Raw genomic sequence first — 17,774 nt, 5'->3', positions numbered from 1 at the left:
TACATGGACAACCAAAAAAGAAAGAAAAAAATTATAATAAATTATGATCCCGCATATCATACATATGGAGTGTTGTTAGCTACTAACAAGAAAAACATAGAAATGTGATAATTAAAAGAGATAGTAAAAATTTTTTAATAAGGTTTTACTATCTTTTTGTTAGGGCAAAAATTGAGAGTGATGGGTTCTAGTTTAAATCCAAGAAAAAAGTAAACGAAATATAATAGGTAGTAAAATAATGATAAAACTTGTAGGGTAATATAGGGAAACTAACTAGAAAGTTAACATATACCGGCGTATAAGTTAACTTTTGGACTAGAAACCCTATATAGGGTTCCAACCTCGAGTTTTATCTTAGGCACATATATCTAATTCTTTCACCAAATACTAAATGTACGGGTGAAAGGAGAATATATATGTGCAGAAAAATGATTGAGGTTTCAACATTACATGGTCTTACTATCGATGAAGTTATAAATTTAAGCAATAATTTTAAAAACAAGTACGCTTCACTAATTCTAACTATAGTAATAATGAGATACAACAAACATTCTACGCCTGAAATAATGAGGACAGTAGGTACTTCTAAAGTTACGGTATCAAAGCATATTAAAATGTGGAATAAAAAAGGACTAAAAGCTTTAGAAGATCATCGTGGTGGTTCTGAGGGTACTTTTACTGCCGAAATGCAAGATGATCTTATAAATACTGTAACCAATAAGACTCCCCATGACTGTGGATTCGTATCATTTAATTGGACCTGTGATCTCTTAGTTGAATATATTTATCAAAACTATGGAGTTAAATATTCTAACGAATGGATAAGACGTATTCTTCATAAGAATCAAATAAGCTACAAGCGTTCTCAGCAAAAGCCGACCAAGGTTGATGAAAAAGAACAAGAACGCTTTAAAAAAAATGTCCGAAACACTCCCTACTTTAGAGTCCACAGATGATGTTGTTGTCTATGCTTTAGATGAAACCTCTGTTTCAGTAGAATCCAATAATCGTTTATCTTGGAGCCCGTTAGGGCATCCCCATGTGTTACAGAAAAATGCATCTCACGATGGTGTAAATATTATTGGAGCTACTGAAATTCTAAAAGGATCTCATGCCGTTGTTGATGTTTATAATTCTGAAAAAACTATAACTTCTGTTGAAACAATATACTTTCTAAAATATTTAATAAGCATAAATCCTGATAAAATGGTCTATGTTATTTGGGATAATGCTAAATTTCATACTAGTAAAGCCGTTAGAGAGTTTCTGCAATTTAAAGATGAAGAAATCTCCGTAATATATCTCCCTAGGTATTCCCCGTATATGAATCCTCAAGAGAATATATGGAACTGGCTAAAGTCTAATCTATACAAGCCTGCGGCTAGAAAAAGTATTGATGAACTCATATCTGATATTTCAGATATATTTAGTGAACTAAATTCTAATCAAGGTAGAATTTATTCGTTATCCTATGCTAGTAAATTCCTAGTGTAGGATAACTTATGAGGTTGGAACCCTATAGAGGTAAACAAGTTTAGAAAAAGGATAAAGATTACAAATTTTATTTTAAGAGAAAATAAAAAATTAATGTTTTGTTGCTTTGAGTATGCTAATATTGTCTATAATGGGAAGTTATTTGACAGGTTATAAAGTTTATAGTCTCAACTCTAAACACTTCAGAAAAATCTCTTAGGGAGTGTTGATAAATTATGGCCGCAATTTGTTTTGTTAATATAAGGGCTATACTTAAAGTGTGTTATTATGGATGAAGAGGAGGAACAACAAATGAGTAAGTTTTCAAATTTGCTTAGATTACTTATCTTATTAAAAAGTAAAAAGCGAATGAAAACAAAAGAACTTGCTGACAATTTGGGTGTTAGTGAAAGAATGATTAGAAAATACATGGATGATTTAGCTGAAGCTAACGTAAATGTAGAATCTATTCCAGGTCCAACTGGAGGATATGAATTAATAGGATATGATTATTTATTGAATCTTGATTTAAGTTCTGAAGAAGCTATTTCTTTACAAATAGCAACTACATATCTTAAGGAATCTAGCAACTTTGATTTGAAATATCAGCTTAAAAGTTTGAATGATAAAATAAAAATTATAAATGAAAGATGTAATCAATTGGAAGATTATTCAGATAATATTGTTATAAAACCTAAATCGGTAAATTTGGATAAAGAAAGTAAATTTGAATTAGTGATACAATCAGCAAGTATTTCCAAGAAAAAATTGATAATCAAATATAATTCAGTTTCCTCTGGTGAAACGGAAAGAATTATTCATCCTTATGGGCTTATAACAAGGAACAATTTGAAATATCTTGTTGCTTACTGTGAAAATAGAAAAAAGGAATTAACTTTTAAGCTTATGAGAATAACTCAAGTAGAAGTATTGAATGAGAAATTTAATTTACCTACTTCTTTTAGTATTAAGGAATTTATGAAAAATCATTTAGGATTATTCCATGATGAAAATTACAATTTAAAACTATTAATCAAAAAGCCCTTCTCTCAATCAGTAAGTGAAGGATTATATGCAGAAAATCAAGAAATTCAATGGATTGATAAGGAAACTATCATTTTTGAAGGGCAAATGAGTGGAAAGACAGATATCATAAGATGGATTTTATCTATGAGGACTTCGGTCACTGTTTTAGAACCTGAAGATTTAAAAAAAGAAATAAAAGAAGAACTAAAAAAAATGATGAAAACTATTTAGAGGTTTTAGACGAGTGTCACAGGTGAAATATCCTGTGTATTTTTTATATAATTTTTAAATATTGCTTGTTAAATTAGAGAATGTTATTTATAATAAAGTTACAAACAAGAAAATGTGACTTAAATAGTTCCACGATTAATAGTGACTAATAGTGTAATATAGTATGGGTGCAATTATTTTAAAAGAAGGTGGAATATGAAAAAATATGAAAATAGAATAAACAGCTTAAAAAAGAAAAGGTTAAGCTTAGATGACTTGTATGAGGCTATTTCTAATGGGGATACAGCTCAGATGAAAAAGTTTAAAACTGTTAATTATGATGATTTTTACGATATTGTAAAATATTTAGAAAAGGAGAAAATATTGGTTCCAAGGGACAAGAAGGTTAATACAAATCCTTTTAAACCCTTATCTTTGAGTTATGAGAGAATAGTAGATGATAAGGAGCAGCTAACAGAAGAAGAGAAACTTTTTGTTCATAATCTCCATAGTAGTATATACAAATACTCATATCAGCGAAATGTAGATGCTTTAAGAAAAGATAGGGAAATGTTAATTAAACTGGACAAATTCCTGAGAGAAAAGGATTTTAAGGAATGGCTTAGTGTGAAGGAAAGAAGTCAGAGTGTTTTTAACGATGAGAAATTACTTCAAGACTCTGGAATTATGAGAAGAACTAAGCTTAGTTATGAAGATTTAAGGTGTATGCAAAATCCGTCACCGCTACTTTGTTTTCCAGCACCTAGTTTTTATAGTAAAAAAGAAAGAAAAATACTCATAATTGAAAATCTAGATACATATTGGACTTTCCATAAGGTAATTATGTCGGAAGGTTTAATACCTGCTATTGATATGATTATATTTGGTGGAGGCTATGGTATAACTAATAAAGATTATGACTTTTCCTTTTATGGTATAAATGCAGAGGACATAATTTTGTATTTCGGAGATTTAGATTCAGAGGGTCTGCTTATATATTTAAATTTCAAGGAAAAGTTTAATCAATTAAATATTAATCTCTGCCTACCATGTTATGAATTTTTAATAGACATTGGAATAAAGCAAGGCTTTAGAAAGATGCCAAATCAAAATACTGTGGATTATAGGGTATTGCAGACGGATATTCAAGAGCTTAATGATGAAAAGAAAAATATCTTTAATAAGGTGCTTAAAGAAAAATTGTTTATTCCTCAAGAAGCTCTTAATATAGAAGTATTGAGAGGAAACAAACAACTATGGATAATGTAAAAATGTTTCATAACATAAAAGAAGATTTACCAGTTAGATTGAATAATATTGCTAAATATCTTCCGTTCTTTGAAATCTGCAAGTTGAAAAAGTACAACAATAGCTATGATGTGGGGGTATTGACCATGGGAATACTATCATATCTTCTTTATGAAGGATTATTAAAGGATAAAGGCTTAACTTTTTCTGAAATACAAAACTTTATAAATAATATGGTAGAAGACTATTATGGGGATATTCTTAAGGAAGATGAACAAGAAGAACTAACTAGATATATGTTAAATAAACTACAAAACGGTGGTGGTCCGTTTCCTTATAATTACTATGATGTAGTAAGAGGTCAAGAGGTTGAGAAGAAGATAAGGTACATTGGAAGAACTTATAATAAGCTAATAGAAAAAAATCTCTATAAGATAAGTAGTGAGGGGGTAGATTTCTTTCTTCAAACAAAAGAATTTGGGGAAGAAAGCAAGATAACTATTACATTATTAATTCTTAGGAAGCTTGTAGATAACGGGGATTTTGATTCTGCCATAAATGCGTTATCTAATCTAAACATAGAAATAAGAAAACAAATTAAAAGAAAAGCAGAGATACTGGAGGAATTGTCCTATTATTCATTTGAGGGATATGATCAATATACAAAAAATGTTAGAGTCAGATTAGAAGAAGAGAAACAACTTTTTAAGGATACAATTAGTTCTTTAAATCGTATGGAAAAAGAATATCTCCAAAAAATAGACAAGGAACAAATTTCTGAAAAGGAGATGAAACTTAAAGAATTTGTTACTAATATGAAAATTGAATTAAACAAGTCAGTAGATCTTCATTCAAAATTATTAGGTTCTGTAGTGGACTTAAGAAATAAGGCAGATGAAATACTTGCTCAAAGGAGACAAAATATTCTAAGAGAAAATTTAAATTTTATGAATCTCTTAGATAAATCAATAAAAGAAGATACAGTGATTAATCTATCTATGGCTTGTAGTGTTTTATTCAATCCTAAAATAAACAAGACATTTCCCTTGAGAAAAATAAATGATCTCTTCCTGTGGCGTAAACCTACGAAAGAAGCTGAGGAAGAAGTGGAATCAGAGAAAGGAGAGGTAGTTGGATATGTTAAACTAGATGAAATTATTGAAGATAGGATATTAAATAATACATCTGTTTTTTTAAAGGAGCTTTTATTCTTAGTTACTGAGTATAAAAGCATAGACTTAAATTTTTTTATGGAGGCTTTATTCTATAAGTATGGTGAAGAAATATTATATAATGGAGACTTCACTTCCTTTGTACTAACCTTAAGCAGAGTTAAAGGTGCAGGAGTAGGGTATAAAGAATATAGTCTTAAAGATATTGAAAAAGGTTCTTGGGATGTTTTAGATAACGAGGCTATATTTAAAACTTTAGTTTATAAATATAGTGAACTAGAGATATTTATAAACAGGAAGTTGGTATGCAAATCCTTACAGGGTGAATATGCAAGCTTTAATGGGATAGAAATAACAAATTTTAATTATATGTTAATTTAGAAGGGAAATTAATAATGATACAAGATTCGGATTTTGATAAAGCCCAGGAGATAGTTGGCTATCTTTTAAGACATAATGAATTATTAGAGGATAAAGAAATGTATTTATACAGTAACTATATTATAGATACTGTTGTGCAAAGTCTTGTGCAAAAAATAATATCGTCTTATGGCCTAAACTTGATTGAATATAATAGAGGTCTGTTTATTACACCAGGGGTAAATAACCCGTATTTTGGCTATAAAAATGATGAACTCAAGGTCTTGCTTAAAGTAGATAGTAATAATGAGATTTATTTGTGCTATTTCATTATATATACGATTATTACTATGTTTTACAAAGAGACAGCTTATGCTACTTACAAAGATTATATAACTAATACAGAAGTGGTAGAAAGGGTAAATACGATGGTTAGAGCCATTACAGTTAAGAATTCAGAGGAGGTAACCTATGAAGAAAGTTCTCTGCAAGCAATACGAGAGAGATGGCTTGATATGGATGAAACTCCGGTTAATTCTTCAGAGAATAACTTGGATAGTTCACGAAAAAGTAATTATAAATACTCATTTGTAAATAGAACATTAGCTTTTCTTGTGGGGGAGAATATTTTAATTCAAAATAAACAAGAGAGAAGCTTTGCACCTACTGATAAATTTAGAGCTTTAATAGCAGATTTCTTTGATAGAAAGGATGTTAAAAACGTTCTTGTAGAGTTTGCAAAAGGTGAGATGTAAAGGAGAAAAATTATGCCTGACCTAAATAGGGTAAGAATATGTAATATTAAATATAATGATGGAAATAATTATTACGATGATTTTTTAATAAAATTAGGTGGTAAAAATACATATATTGATTTAATCAATGGTGTAGGTAAGACCTTCTATATGCAGTGTATTAATCAACCTATATTACCAAATTCAAAATTTGATGAAAAGAAAAGTATTAATGTTTTGTTTAACAAACAAAATAAAAATAGAGTATTTCATAGCATAATGGAGTTTCAGCTAGACCAAGGGAGTGCTTATAAATATGCTATGGTAGGTATATGTACTTATGCTAAAGAAAATGAAAACAAACCTTTTGAAGAAGGGGCTAATAAATCAAATAAAAACTTTGACATGTTTAGATACATATGCCTTTATAATATGCCTAATGAATTTGATATAGAAAATTTTCCTCTATCTAGGGTAGATGAAAATGGTAATAAAAAATTCATTTCAAAAAATGCATTGGAAAGAAATTTAAGAGATCTACAAAATAAAGGTTCCATTGATTATGCAGTAATTATTAACAATACGAATTGGAGGCACCACGAAGAACTAGCGAAACTTAATATTAATAAAAGCGAATTTGAAGAAATGATAGAAATAAATAAATATGAAGGAAACTCTGCAAATTACTTAAAACCATTCCTAAAAGGGAAGGATTTCATATTAATAACTTTAATACCTATTATTGAAAAAAGCTATCAACTAAGAAATTCAGATGATTTTGAAAGTAGTGAATCAAGAGCTAACACTTTGATTACTTTAAGAAAAACTTTAGGGGAACTCCAAAAGAAGGAAGCTTTAAGGGGTAAGTATGAATATGTTCAAAATGAACTTGTAAATATTGTGCCTAAAATTGAAGGACTGTTTCATTCATATAGTGAGAAAGATAAAGTGATATATACTTTAAGTAAATATAAGAAGATTGTTTCATATAACAAAACCTTAAATGAAGAAAATACAAGTAAAGTTTCTAAAGACATAACAAATGCTACAAAATTATTGTCAAATAAGAATAATGAAGTTGATGAACTTAATAAAGAAAAAGATGCCTACGAAATTAAGAAAGTTAAACTTAAATTTCAAATTTTTGAGAAAGAACATCTTGTAGCACTAAATGCTTATAAAAATAAAGAAAAGAACATAAAGGAAATTGAAGATAAACGACTTAGGTATGAATGTGAAAAAATCTATAGAACTTATTTAGACCTAAAAGAAAAGGTGAAGGTAAAGGAAGAAGCAATAAGTGCTTTAACTAAGGATAAAGAGTTAATAATAAGTGACTATAACTATTGGGGATGTTACTATAAAAAGGCTTTAAACGAAGAAGTTAATAGAAAAAGTGGACTATACAATATTGAAAAAGGTAAACTTGAAAAATTAAATGACAGTAAATTCAAAGTAGGTAGAGAGATATCAACATTAGAGGCAGATATACGACATCTTGAAACTTTAGATAAAGATAATTCGGAAAACCTCCTAAAGTTAGATAAGGAAATCAGGGATATTAAAAAAGGAATAGTTCACTTGCTGAAAGAGGATATTACAAAAGAATTAAATAGTAATAATGAGTTGCTAAATAAAAAACAAGAAGAGTTAACAAATTTAAAATTGAATTTAGAAAAAAATAATGATGCAATTATAAATCATGAAAATGAAATTAAAATACAGGAACAAGATATAGAAAATAAGAATATAAGGTTAAAGGAACTTCTTAACGAAATTGATAAGTACAATGGCGAATACTTTAATTATAATTTAATTAGAGGAAAATATACTTACCAAGATCAAACTATTTCTAAATATCTAAAGGGTATAAGCAATACTATCAAAGAGGAAACAAGAAAAATTGGTGAAAAAATTAGTGGATTAAATACTACTATTAGAGATTTAGAAAATAAAACTGTAGTTTCCCTCTCAGATTGTGCAAGATATCAATTTGATATTATTTCAGCTAGTTACAAATCAGCTGTTTTGGGAAGCAGCTTTTTAGAAAACAAAACTTTAGAAGAAAGAAAGGCTTTATTTGAAATTACAGAATTGATTCCTTATGGCATAATAGTTGATAAGTATGATTTTAATAAAATAATAAGTGATATATCTTTAAGACGTAAGTTTAATGATGAAGTAGTTCCTATTATTAATTCTGAAGTACTTCACGGGATAGGAGAAGTAAATTTAGAAAATTTAGCTTTTACTGTTAGGGATAAGGAATGCTTTGTTGATCCAGAGTTTAGTGAACGGCAATTGCTTAAGCTAAAAAAGGAAGTAGAAACTCTTAATATAGAACAATTAAGGCTTAATAATGAATTGAACAGTATAGAAAATGATTATAATATTTGCATTAACTTTGAAATTAAGTACAGCGAAGTAGAAGTTAAGCAAAAAGAACAATTAACTAAGAAATTAGAAATGGAAACAAATAATATTGTTGATACTGTTGCTAAAGCTAAAGAGAATATCAAAACACTTGAAAAGGAAATAGAAACAACTGAAGCTAAATTAGTAGAGCTAGAGCAGTTTATGTCTAAGTTATCTCATATTATAAAAGGTTTAGAAGAGGAACTTTCGGATTATGAGACTTTGGAGAAGTTATCTAAAGAAAGGATAAAGCTAGAGGCTGCTGTATCAATAAATAAGGATAGTTTAGAGAAATGTAACATAGAACTTTTGCAAAAGAAAATTGAGGAGGAAGAGATTGATAGAGAAATGCCTGAAATATCAATTAGAGTAGATGGTTTGAATAAAGATTCTATTGAAGCAGGCAAGGAATTGGAAGAGCTTTCTTTTTCACCTACAATTGAAATTACTATTTTTGAAGAAGATTTACCTTTATCTGAAATTAAGAGCAAATTTGAACTATACAAAAAAAATGTAGAGGGCAGTATTAGTGGATTACAAATGCTTCAAGAAGCTATTGAAGAGCTTAACAAATCTATAGATACGGAAGATAAGGAAATAGAAAGAAAAAATAAGAATAAGATTGGTATTAAATATAACATAAATTATTTTAACAATGCTGAACTATTTACTGGAGACTATAACAGTTATTTAGAGGAATTAGAAAAATCTATAAATGATAGCAAAATAGAACTTAGAGATTTAAACAAAATTGAAAGAAAATTTAAAACAGAAATTGATAATTTAGAAGGTACTATAAATACCATGTGTAATAATTTTAAAAGTAAATATACGGGCTTAACCTATGAAAAAATGAATCTATCAGAAACTAATATCAAGGAAAGATTAGATAAAATTGATATAGCTTTAAATTCAATAGAAGTTGAAATTTCTAAAGTACAAGGATCTATAAAAGAATTTTATGATACAAAAGATGCGTTAGAAAAAAAGGACAAATTCTTAATGGAATATGATAATACACTTAATAGAGTAGCTGATAGAAATGGTATTCAATTTCACAGTGTTGAAGTAGAAGATTATAACCAAAGTTTAAGCGGGATAAAAACAATTGAAGGTGAAGTTAATAGAGCACTTTCTTCTTTAGAGAACACTAAGCTAAATTATGAAAGCACGTTGGATAGGATTATAAAAAATCTTATGGATTCTGAGTTGGTTCATTTTAAGGAAGACTTGGAAAACTTAAGACAAAGCACACCAGTTAGTAAAGATGAATGTACACTTATTATAGATAGGCTTCAAGGTGAGCATGGGTATATAAAAAGTTTAGATGAAGAAAAGAAGAGAATAAGTACTATTATTAATGAGCTTAAAGAAGACGAGGAAGTTTTCATTAATCAACTTCTTCAAAAGTGTGAGCAAGTTTATGGCGAGCTATTAAATCTTACACATCTTTCTAAAATAAATATAAATGGTAAAGCGACCTCAATGATTGAAGTTATAGTGAAACCTGCTGATGAGGTGATTAGAAAGGCTAGAATGAAATCATATATAAACCATTTAGTTAATGGACTTCAAAATATAGAAGAATCAGAGAGGCTTAGCTATTTAGCTAATAATCTGAAACTAAAAGATTTGTTTTCTCAATTTGTTGATAATATAAATAATTGTGATGTTAAGATTTATAAGGTTGATGCTATTGAAAGTAATAGTAAGTCTATTTCTTGGGCGGAAGTAATAGGTTCAACTGGTCAATCTAACGGTATGGCATACAATATATTTATATGTTTGATTTCTTTTATTAAAAAGCTTTACAATCCTCATATAGGGGATGAAAGTAGAAAATTTGTTATGCTTGATGCTCCTTTTTCAGGTATGGCCGCTTCTTATATATGGGAGCCTATAATAAAGCTTCTTGATGAAAATAATTTTCAAGTTCTTTGCCTTGGATACGGTATGCCGAGCAACTTATTACCACTATTTGACGTTAAGTATTATTTAGACACTGAGGTTAATGCCTCAGGTACTCAAACTGTGGTTATTAAGAAATTAAAATCTGAAGTTGATTTAGATAAATTGAGTTATAAGAAATTGGTTGGGGATCAGATATCGATGATTGAATAGTGTTTTTTAGATAAAACAACAGATAGCATTGAGCATTACGAAGATGGACCAACTGAGATTAGGAGTATAAAGCTCAGCACTAAAAAAATCATTATTTAATTTACCACCTATAGCGCGCACGCCGCAACCATGGATGAAAATGCACATGGCGTGCTATTTTCTAACTAAGCAAAGTAACTAATTGGATTGGTGTACAAATATAAACAAGCTATGAAATATATTAATTCTAATATGTTAAGATACTGCAGTCAGTCAGAGCACATGGAGTGCTGTTAGCTACTTGTAAGAAAACAGAGGTGCGATAATTATAAAAAGATAGTAAAACTTTTATATAAGGTTTTGCTATCTTTTGTTATTCTAGTAATTGATATTGAACTATTTTAGTTTAAATAGTAAAAAACAGTAAAAATATTATAAAAAAAACAAGATATGGTGACAAAACTTGTAGTATAATAAAAATATATATGATAATATTGTCAATTTAGAGTACAATTATTATCTTTGAAAAGAAAATATAATACTATTTTTTATCTTGATTATACAATTAATATCTATTATGCAAAGATATTTTAAATTCAATAATGATATAAAGAGGTAAATTATGAAAATTACGATGATGAAAGCTGGATATGGCGACTGTTTTTTGATTGAAACAAAAAATAATGATGGACTTCCATATAACATCTTGGTAGATGGGGGAACTGGTGATAGTTATGATGGAATAGAAAAAAATAAGGATTTTATTTTGTCATATTTAAGAGAACATAAAATCAACTTGATAGTTTTGACACATATAGATGATGATCATATAAAAGGAGTTCAACGATTATTTAAGGATTTACTAAAAAATAAGTATAAAGAATTAAGACTAAATATTATGAAGGTTATATACAATTCTCCCTATGCTACAGCATTATATTTAAAAAAAGCGTATGTAAAACCACAAAAGATAGAATATAAAATAAGTAATGGAAATATAAGTGCTACATCAGCACAAAGCGTGGAACAATTACTCTGCAATATGGACAAGTTAACAGATGAAGTAATTATTGTGGATGATAAAGAAATCAAAAGTAGAATGAATATAAGTGAACATGGAATTAATATAAAGTTTTTATCTCCAAGTAAAGAAACGTTAGAAGCCTATTATAAACAATATGAAATTGATATTAGAAAAGCAGAAAAAAATAAAGTAGATAAAGCAAAAGGGAATATTAGTAAATGCAAAATCATGGATGATTATAAAGATACGATTGAAGAGCTGAAAAAAAAGACAGATTGTGAAGCTCTAACATCATATAATCGTGCAAGTATTGCTTTTTTATTAGAGGAGGAATCAACTCAAGAAAGAGTCTTAATGCTTGGTGATTGTGATTATGATATAGTAGAAAAAGAATTAAGAGATTTAGGTTACACAGAAAATAATAAATTAAAACTTGAGCATGTGAAATTATCACATCATGGAAGTATTGGTACATTAAAAAATAGCTTTCTTGAGTTGATTGATTGCAACAACTATCTTATATCTACAGATGGGAAAAGTTACAGTCATCCAAATAAAAAGACGTTGGCTAGAATATGGGACAATAATGAGAATGCAAAATTTTATTTTAACTATGAACAACTTATTAATAAGATTTTTATAAATGCTCTGGAAGATTCTTATCGTTTAAAATGTGAAAAATATAAATTTATTGGAGAAAGAAATGAGTAATGATATTACGAAAGCAATTGTTAAAATAACATATAATGATAAGAAAAGCAACAGAGCGGTACAGGGAACTGGTATTATTGTATCTTTGCCTGATGCAGAAAGGGATGCAATCTTAACTGTATACCATGTGATTGATGAATTTGATGGTAATAAAGAACATATTAAGATTGATACTGAATATAAAGAAGCTTGTGAAAAAAACTTCACGATAACTGAAGTTCTGTATGATAAAAGTGATGTTGAAGATTTAGATGTTGCTGTTATTTATATAGAAAAATTAAAATGGTTTTCTAAAGAAGATAATATGATATTACCGAAAGACTTTTCTTCTAGCATGAATTATGATGTGAAATTGGCAGGGTTTCCATCATTAATAGATAAGGAAGGGCTTGATTTATCTTACTTGCCTATTAATGTTATAGTTGAAAACTATAAATGTCCTCGTATTATGCTAACATTAAAACAGCCATTCGCGACAAGAGGATATTTTGAAGAAGAAGTAGCTGGTATGTCAGGTGGCCCACTATATTGTGAAATTAATGATAAAATATATCTTCTTGGCCTTACAAAAAAAATTCCAGTAAATAAAGACGGAGAGGCATTTTACTATATTTTTTATGTATGGCATATAAAATGGTATCTAGATAAAATTAAGGAACTATATGAATGCGATATATCTTTATCTAAAGAACCAGTACTCCAATTAAAGGAGGACGTTGATAAACTTAATGGATATTCAAAATTTATTTCAGACATAATTAAAGATAAAATAGGCGGAGAGCTCCAATTGCCTAGAGATGGTTTAATAAACGATTCAGAAAAAAAGTTACGTTACAATGATGTGCTTTTTATTCTTGGCGAACCTATGGTTGGTAAATCAGTAGTTACAAAATTGTTAGCTAACAAACTAAAAGCCGATAATCTATTATTTATGTTTTCTGCTAAGAGATTTAATGGTAAGGATATTGATGAATTTTTGCATAATAAAAATGTTAAAAATAGATTTGAAGATATTTTGGCATTTTCAAAGACAAAATCAGATAATTACATTATTGTAGATGGATTAGAAAATGCTATTGATGAAAATCGCGTAAGGATTATCTATGACCTAATTTCCATAGTAATTAGAGTAAATCAGGGAAATGGGGCTGCTAGTGAATCAAAAAATCAAAAGTGGAAGCTTATTTTTTCTTGCAGAACATATCAATCCAATAATATTCTTTCTAATGTTAAGGATGAGCTTAATAGATGCAAAGTTAAGTATGACAGTATATCAATTAATGCATTAGATAAAAAAGATATTAATGAAGTTATTAGCAAGTTTCCAATACTAAATAATTTGTCTATACATAAGAACTTAGAAAAAATAATTTGGAGACCAGCTATACTAGATATAATGACATTACCTTATAAAGATATTAGAATTGAAGATGATAATCCTGATTATTCCAATGAAATTGGGCTAATTCAATGGTTTGGAGATAAAATAATTCGATTGTCGGAAGAAACTTATGAAGGTAAGGGAAAACCTGACAAAAGAGAGCAATTATTATTTAAGATAATACGGAAAGATGCAAGAATTGAATCTATAATGGAAATGGATTCAGAAAATGAAGCTATGAAAGGGTTGCTTTCAGATAGAATACTAATAAAAGAAGGTAATGAGCTTAAATTTGCACATGATGTATATGAGGAATGGACGATTGTAACTTTTTTTGAAAAAAACCCAAAATTATTGTCAGAAATAATTAATGATAGTAATCAAAGATTATTTCTAGTCAGGCCTTTAAGTTTATTATGTTGTAAAGCTTTAGATATTCATAAAGATATTAATCAATGGTTATTAATTTTAAAAGCAATCGAAAATACACCGAATCTTTTACCTATTTGGAAACAGGGAATATTAGTATCACTATTTAATTCTGCGGATATTAATAGATTTTTTAATGATTTATTTAAATTACAAGAAAACAATCTAATCACCCTATTAATTAAAACTTTAAGGAAATTTTGTGCTGAAACTCAAATTAATAATGTAATGGATAAAAGCCACAAAACTGTTATAACAAGACCTGTTGATAATCAATGGATACCGGTAATAGAGTCTATTTTAAACAATAGACTTAAATTAACAGATGAAAATATTTATGAATTTTCATTTCTTGCAAAAGAGTGGATTATTTATACTCTTGGTCAAGATGGAATTAGGTATAACTTATCAGAATTTTTCTTTGATTATTTTCTTAGGTTTAATTATAAATTCAATGATAGTGAATCTAATAAGCTATATGAAAATATCTTTGAAATCATTTTGTGGTCAGCAGATATATTTCCCGAAAGAATCGATAGTCTATTTAAATGCAAAATGAGCAATCAATTACAAGATTATATTGAAAAAACAATTATTGATAGTGCATGGGTTCCAATAATAAAATATATACCTAAAGAGGCATCAAGTATTTTAAATAAAGTTATTATTTCTAATACTGAAGATAACGATTTTGATATTAACAATTATGGCATTAAACAGTTTAATATAAAGATAGCAAGCTTTCAACAGGGGCTATTTATAGAGTTATTAAGAAATAGTCCAATAGATGGCGTGAGCCTGATAAATAATATTGTGAATCATGCAACTAATATATGGATGAAACAACATGTAAAAAGAACTAATCAGGGTAACCCATTGCCACAAATTTTTTACCTAAATAATGTGGAAAAAAAGGTGTGGGGTGATGAAGAAGTATATTGTTGGCATAGGTACCAATTTGGAGTTCCAAAGATTTTAACTTGTTCATTGATGGCATTAGAAAAATGGATGAATGAGCAACTTCAAAGTGGACAAGATCCAAAGGGATTATTTCATTTGGTTTTAGATAGAAACACATCAGTGGCAGTAATAAGTGTTTGTGTTTCAGCAGCATGTACAAATTATGAGATTGCTGCTGAGGCAATATTACCTATTATAACTAATGTAGCATTTATATACTTAGATTATAAAAGAGTGAAAAAAATTTTTGGAATAAATGAAATGAATGAATTTATAGTGGAACTTGACAAAGGACTTTATTTTAAAGATCTTTCTGATGATGAAGATTTTAATATTTTGTTGGAGTTAACTAATAATACTTTCCCAATGTGGGGGATTATCAAATTTTTATCATGGTTTATATTTGAAAAGAGTAATAATTATTTACTAGAATTTGTAAATAAAATCGATAGTGATATACCTATATTTTTTGAGGATGATAGGCATTTTATATACAATTATAGGGAGACAGTTTTAGAATGTTCACTTATAAAAAATGCAATTAAACGTGATTATAAAGATCTATATCCCCGTAAAACAGCAGAAATGATTATGTTAGAGAAATTTTGGCATTGGTCAAATATATTTCTATTTAAAAATAAAATCAGTGAAGAATATTCATTAGATTCTGCAATACAATATTCAAAGCAACTTGAGAAAGAAGATAACCTTAATTATGTACCCAAAGGGTCAGATGATGAGAGTAGACCTGTTCTAGTTGCAGATGTATTAGCTACATTTGCATCTGCCTTAATCAGTTGGAGATGGACCTGGGTTACGAATAATGGTTTACAAAATTGGTGTAGACAGCAAATTCTGAATGCTGCAAAAAGACCTGGCAGACTAGAGAAGCATAAAGATATAATAACTTCAGATACAAACGGTAGCATCGAGTTAGAAATGGAATCGGGATATGAGTATGTTGTAACTTTTTCATTACCAATTCTAGTAGCAAAGTGTCCAACTGATAATGAGTTGTTAGATGAATTATTAAATTTGGTTGGACATTATAGAATTCAAATAAGACAGGCTTTGTTTTCTAACTTAAAGATATTCTGGATAATCAATCAAGAAATAATATGGAAATGCATTAATCAAGCAATTAAATTCTCTATAATTAATTTTAAAGATCACAATTGTATTGTAAAAAAAGTAAATAAAATTTTATTTTCTAAAAAGAGAGCCCAACAAGTATATAAAATGAAATTTTCAACTTACCCACTAAATCCTGAATACTTATACCCTGTTGTTTTTTGTTTGCCAATATTTGAGTATGTAAAGTTAATTAAGGATAAGGATTGGTATGAACATTTTTTATGTCAAATGCTGTTGTATACGTTTAATGTATATTCTAAAAGTAATTCATTGCATATTTCTTCAAGACAAGAGGTTGAGTGCAACAACTGGGAAAAAAATTTATATTTGGCTATTGGAAATTACTTTATTGGATGCGTAGATTTAAAAAATTCTCAGTTGTTTAATTGTATAGTAGAAAATTTTAATCTGCATGTTCAGTTGATAAAAAATATTTTAGAAATGACTCTTAGAACAATAAATACTATAGATGAGGGATTATTTAAATATATATTTTTGAATAACTGGATTTATATTGGTGAATTTATACTTAGCATTGATATAGATTCATTTCAAGATTCAAATAAGAGAAATATTATGTTAGAAATATTAAATATATTATTATTTAATAACTCCGATTACGAAATAGAAATAGAGATAGGAAATTGGATAGGAGGGGATCATTTTATAAGATTTATTCTATTATGGTGTAAAAAGGTTGGTAGCTTAAAGGAATGTTTTTTAGGTTTGGTTTTATTTCTAATCAAATTAGGTAGAAATATTTCATTTGAGAATAAAATTGAATGCATTTATATATGTATAAATAGTTTATCGGATAAAAGATCATTATTTGAAGACAGTGTCAAAGTCCACCACTTATCTAAAATGTTTTTAGATATTTGGCTTGTAAATAAAGGAGTAATTCTTAGTAAATCTGAGTTATGCACAAAATTTATTTTTATTATCAATAATATGGCGGAAACAGGAAATGATATTGCGATAAAAATACAAAAAGAGTTACTCTCTGGGGATTTATCTAAGAGATAAATTTCATGAGTTTATTAAACCATTGCAATAAGAATAGGGGGATTATAATTTTAAGCTGCTTTCTGTGGAATAGTTGAGGTAAGTGAGCTGAAACACTGTTTGGATAGGCGTGATATTTTTAGGTTTAGTAAAAAGTCTTAGAATTTTTAAAGTTTAATTCTAGAAATATATGTATGGAGTTAACCTAAGAACGATTATATAGGAATATACAAAATAAATATATTGACAACAATTGTTAGTAAAAAGCACATTTACAATAACTTTAAAAGATAGTAACAACTCTACAAGAAAGTGTTATTATCTTTTTTTCTCATGGAGTAATTAAGAGTAAATAGTATCTATTTGAATTATTTATATAGGTAAAATAAGGG

At 28.1% G+C, this 17,774-nt stretch carries 9 protein-coding genes; all 9 read left to right on the top strand.

All coding sequences use genetic code 11. The features are described from left to right. Window positions 1–416 precede the first annotated feature (416 nt). The 9 genes from I6U51_RS12010 (at window position 417) to I6U51_RS11970 (ending at window position 17,403) form a co-directional block, all read left to right on the top strand. A complete protein-coding gene (locus I6U51_RS12010) occupies window positions 417–956 on the top strand; it encodes a helix-turn-helix domain-containing protein (RefSeq protein ID WP_211142847.1) in 540 nt (179 codons plus the stop codon). Then, complete coding sequence (locus I6U51_RS12005; RefSeq protein WP_246517303.1) at window positions 919–1,494, top strand: IS630 family transposase; 576 nt, start codon at window positions 919–921, stop codon at window positions 1,492–1,494. Before I6U51_RS12010 ends, I6U51_RS12005 begins: the two co-directional genes overlap by 38 nt. Window positions 1,495–1,785: 291 nt before the next feature. Then, complete coding sequence (locus I6U51_RS12000; RefSeq protein ID WP_211142845.1) at window positions 1,786–2,730, top strand: helix-turn-helix transcriptional regulator; 945 nt, start codon at window positions 1,786–1,788, stop codon at window positions 2,728–2,730. Window positions 2,731–2,925: 195 nt separating this feature from the next. Continuing rightward, the gene (locus I6U51_RS11995; protein ID WP_211142844.1) at window positions 2,926–3,978 is read left to right on the top strand and encodes a Wadjet anti-phage system protein JetD domain-containing protein; all 1,053 of its coding nucleotides are present in this window, start codon (window positions 2,926–2,928) and stop codon (window positions 3,976–3,978) included. Further along, window positions 3,966–5,510 carry a hypothetical protein gene (locus I6U51_RS11990; RefSeq protein ID WP_211142843.1) on the top strand — a complete coding sequence of 515 codons (1,545 nt, stop codon included), beginning with the start codon at window positions 3,966–3,968 and terminating at the stop codon, window positions 5,508–5,510. Before I6U51_RS11995 ends, I6U51_RS11990 begins: the two co-directional genes overlap by 13 nt. 14 nt (window positions 5,511–5,524) lie before the next feature. After that, on the top strand, window positions 5,525–6,244 hold the full coding sequence (locus tag I6U51_RS11985; RefSeq protein WP_211142842.1) for a DUF6063 family protein: 720 nt from the start codon (window positions 5,525–5,527) through the stop codon (window positions 6,242–6,244). 12 nt (window positions 6,245–6,256) lie between these two features. Next, window positions 6,257–10,759 (top strand): coiled-coil domain-containing protein, encoded by a 4,503-nt coding sequence (locus I6U51_RS11980; protein ID WP_211142841.1) that lies wholly within the window; start codon window positions 6,257–6,259, stop codon window positions 10,757–10,759. Between the two features lie 601 nt (window positions 10,760–11,360). After that, window positions 11,361–12,473: a ComEC/Rec2 family competence protein gene (locus tag I6U51_RS11975; protein WP_211142840.1), complete on the top strand. Its 1,113-nt coding sequence runs from the start codon at window positions 11,361–11,363 to the stop codon at window positions 12,471–12,473. Then, the gene (locus tag I6U51_RS11970; RefSeq protein ID WP_211142839.1) at window positions 12,466–17,403 is read left to right on the top strand and encodes a hypothetical protein; all 4,938 of its coding nucleotides are present in this window, start codon (window positions 12,466–12,468) and stop codon (window positions 17,401–17,403) included. The genes I6U51_RS11975 and I6U51_RS11970 overlap by 8 nt, the downstream gene beginning before the upstream one ends. The last annotated feature ends 371 nt before the right edge of the window (window positions 17,404–17,774 follow it).

The organism is Clostridium aciditolerans (assembly GCF_016316925.1).
GTDB lineage: Bacteria > Bacillota > Clostridia > Clostridiales > Clostridiaceae > Clostridium_AM > Clostridium_AM aciditolerans.
The sequence above is the reverse complement of the archived record's forward strand: the minus strand, read 5'-3'. Positions and strand labels throughout refer to the sequence as shown.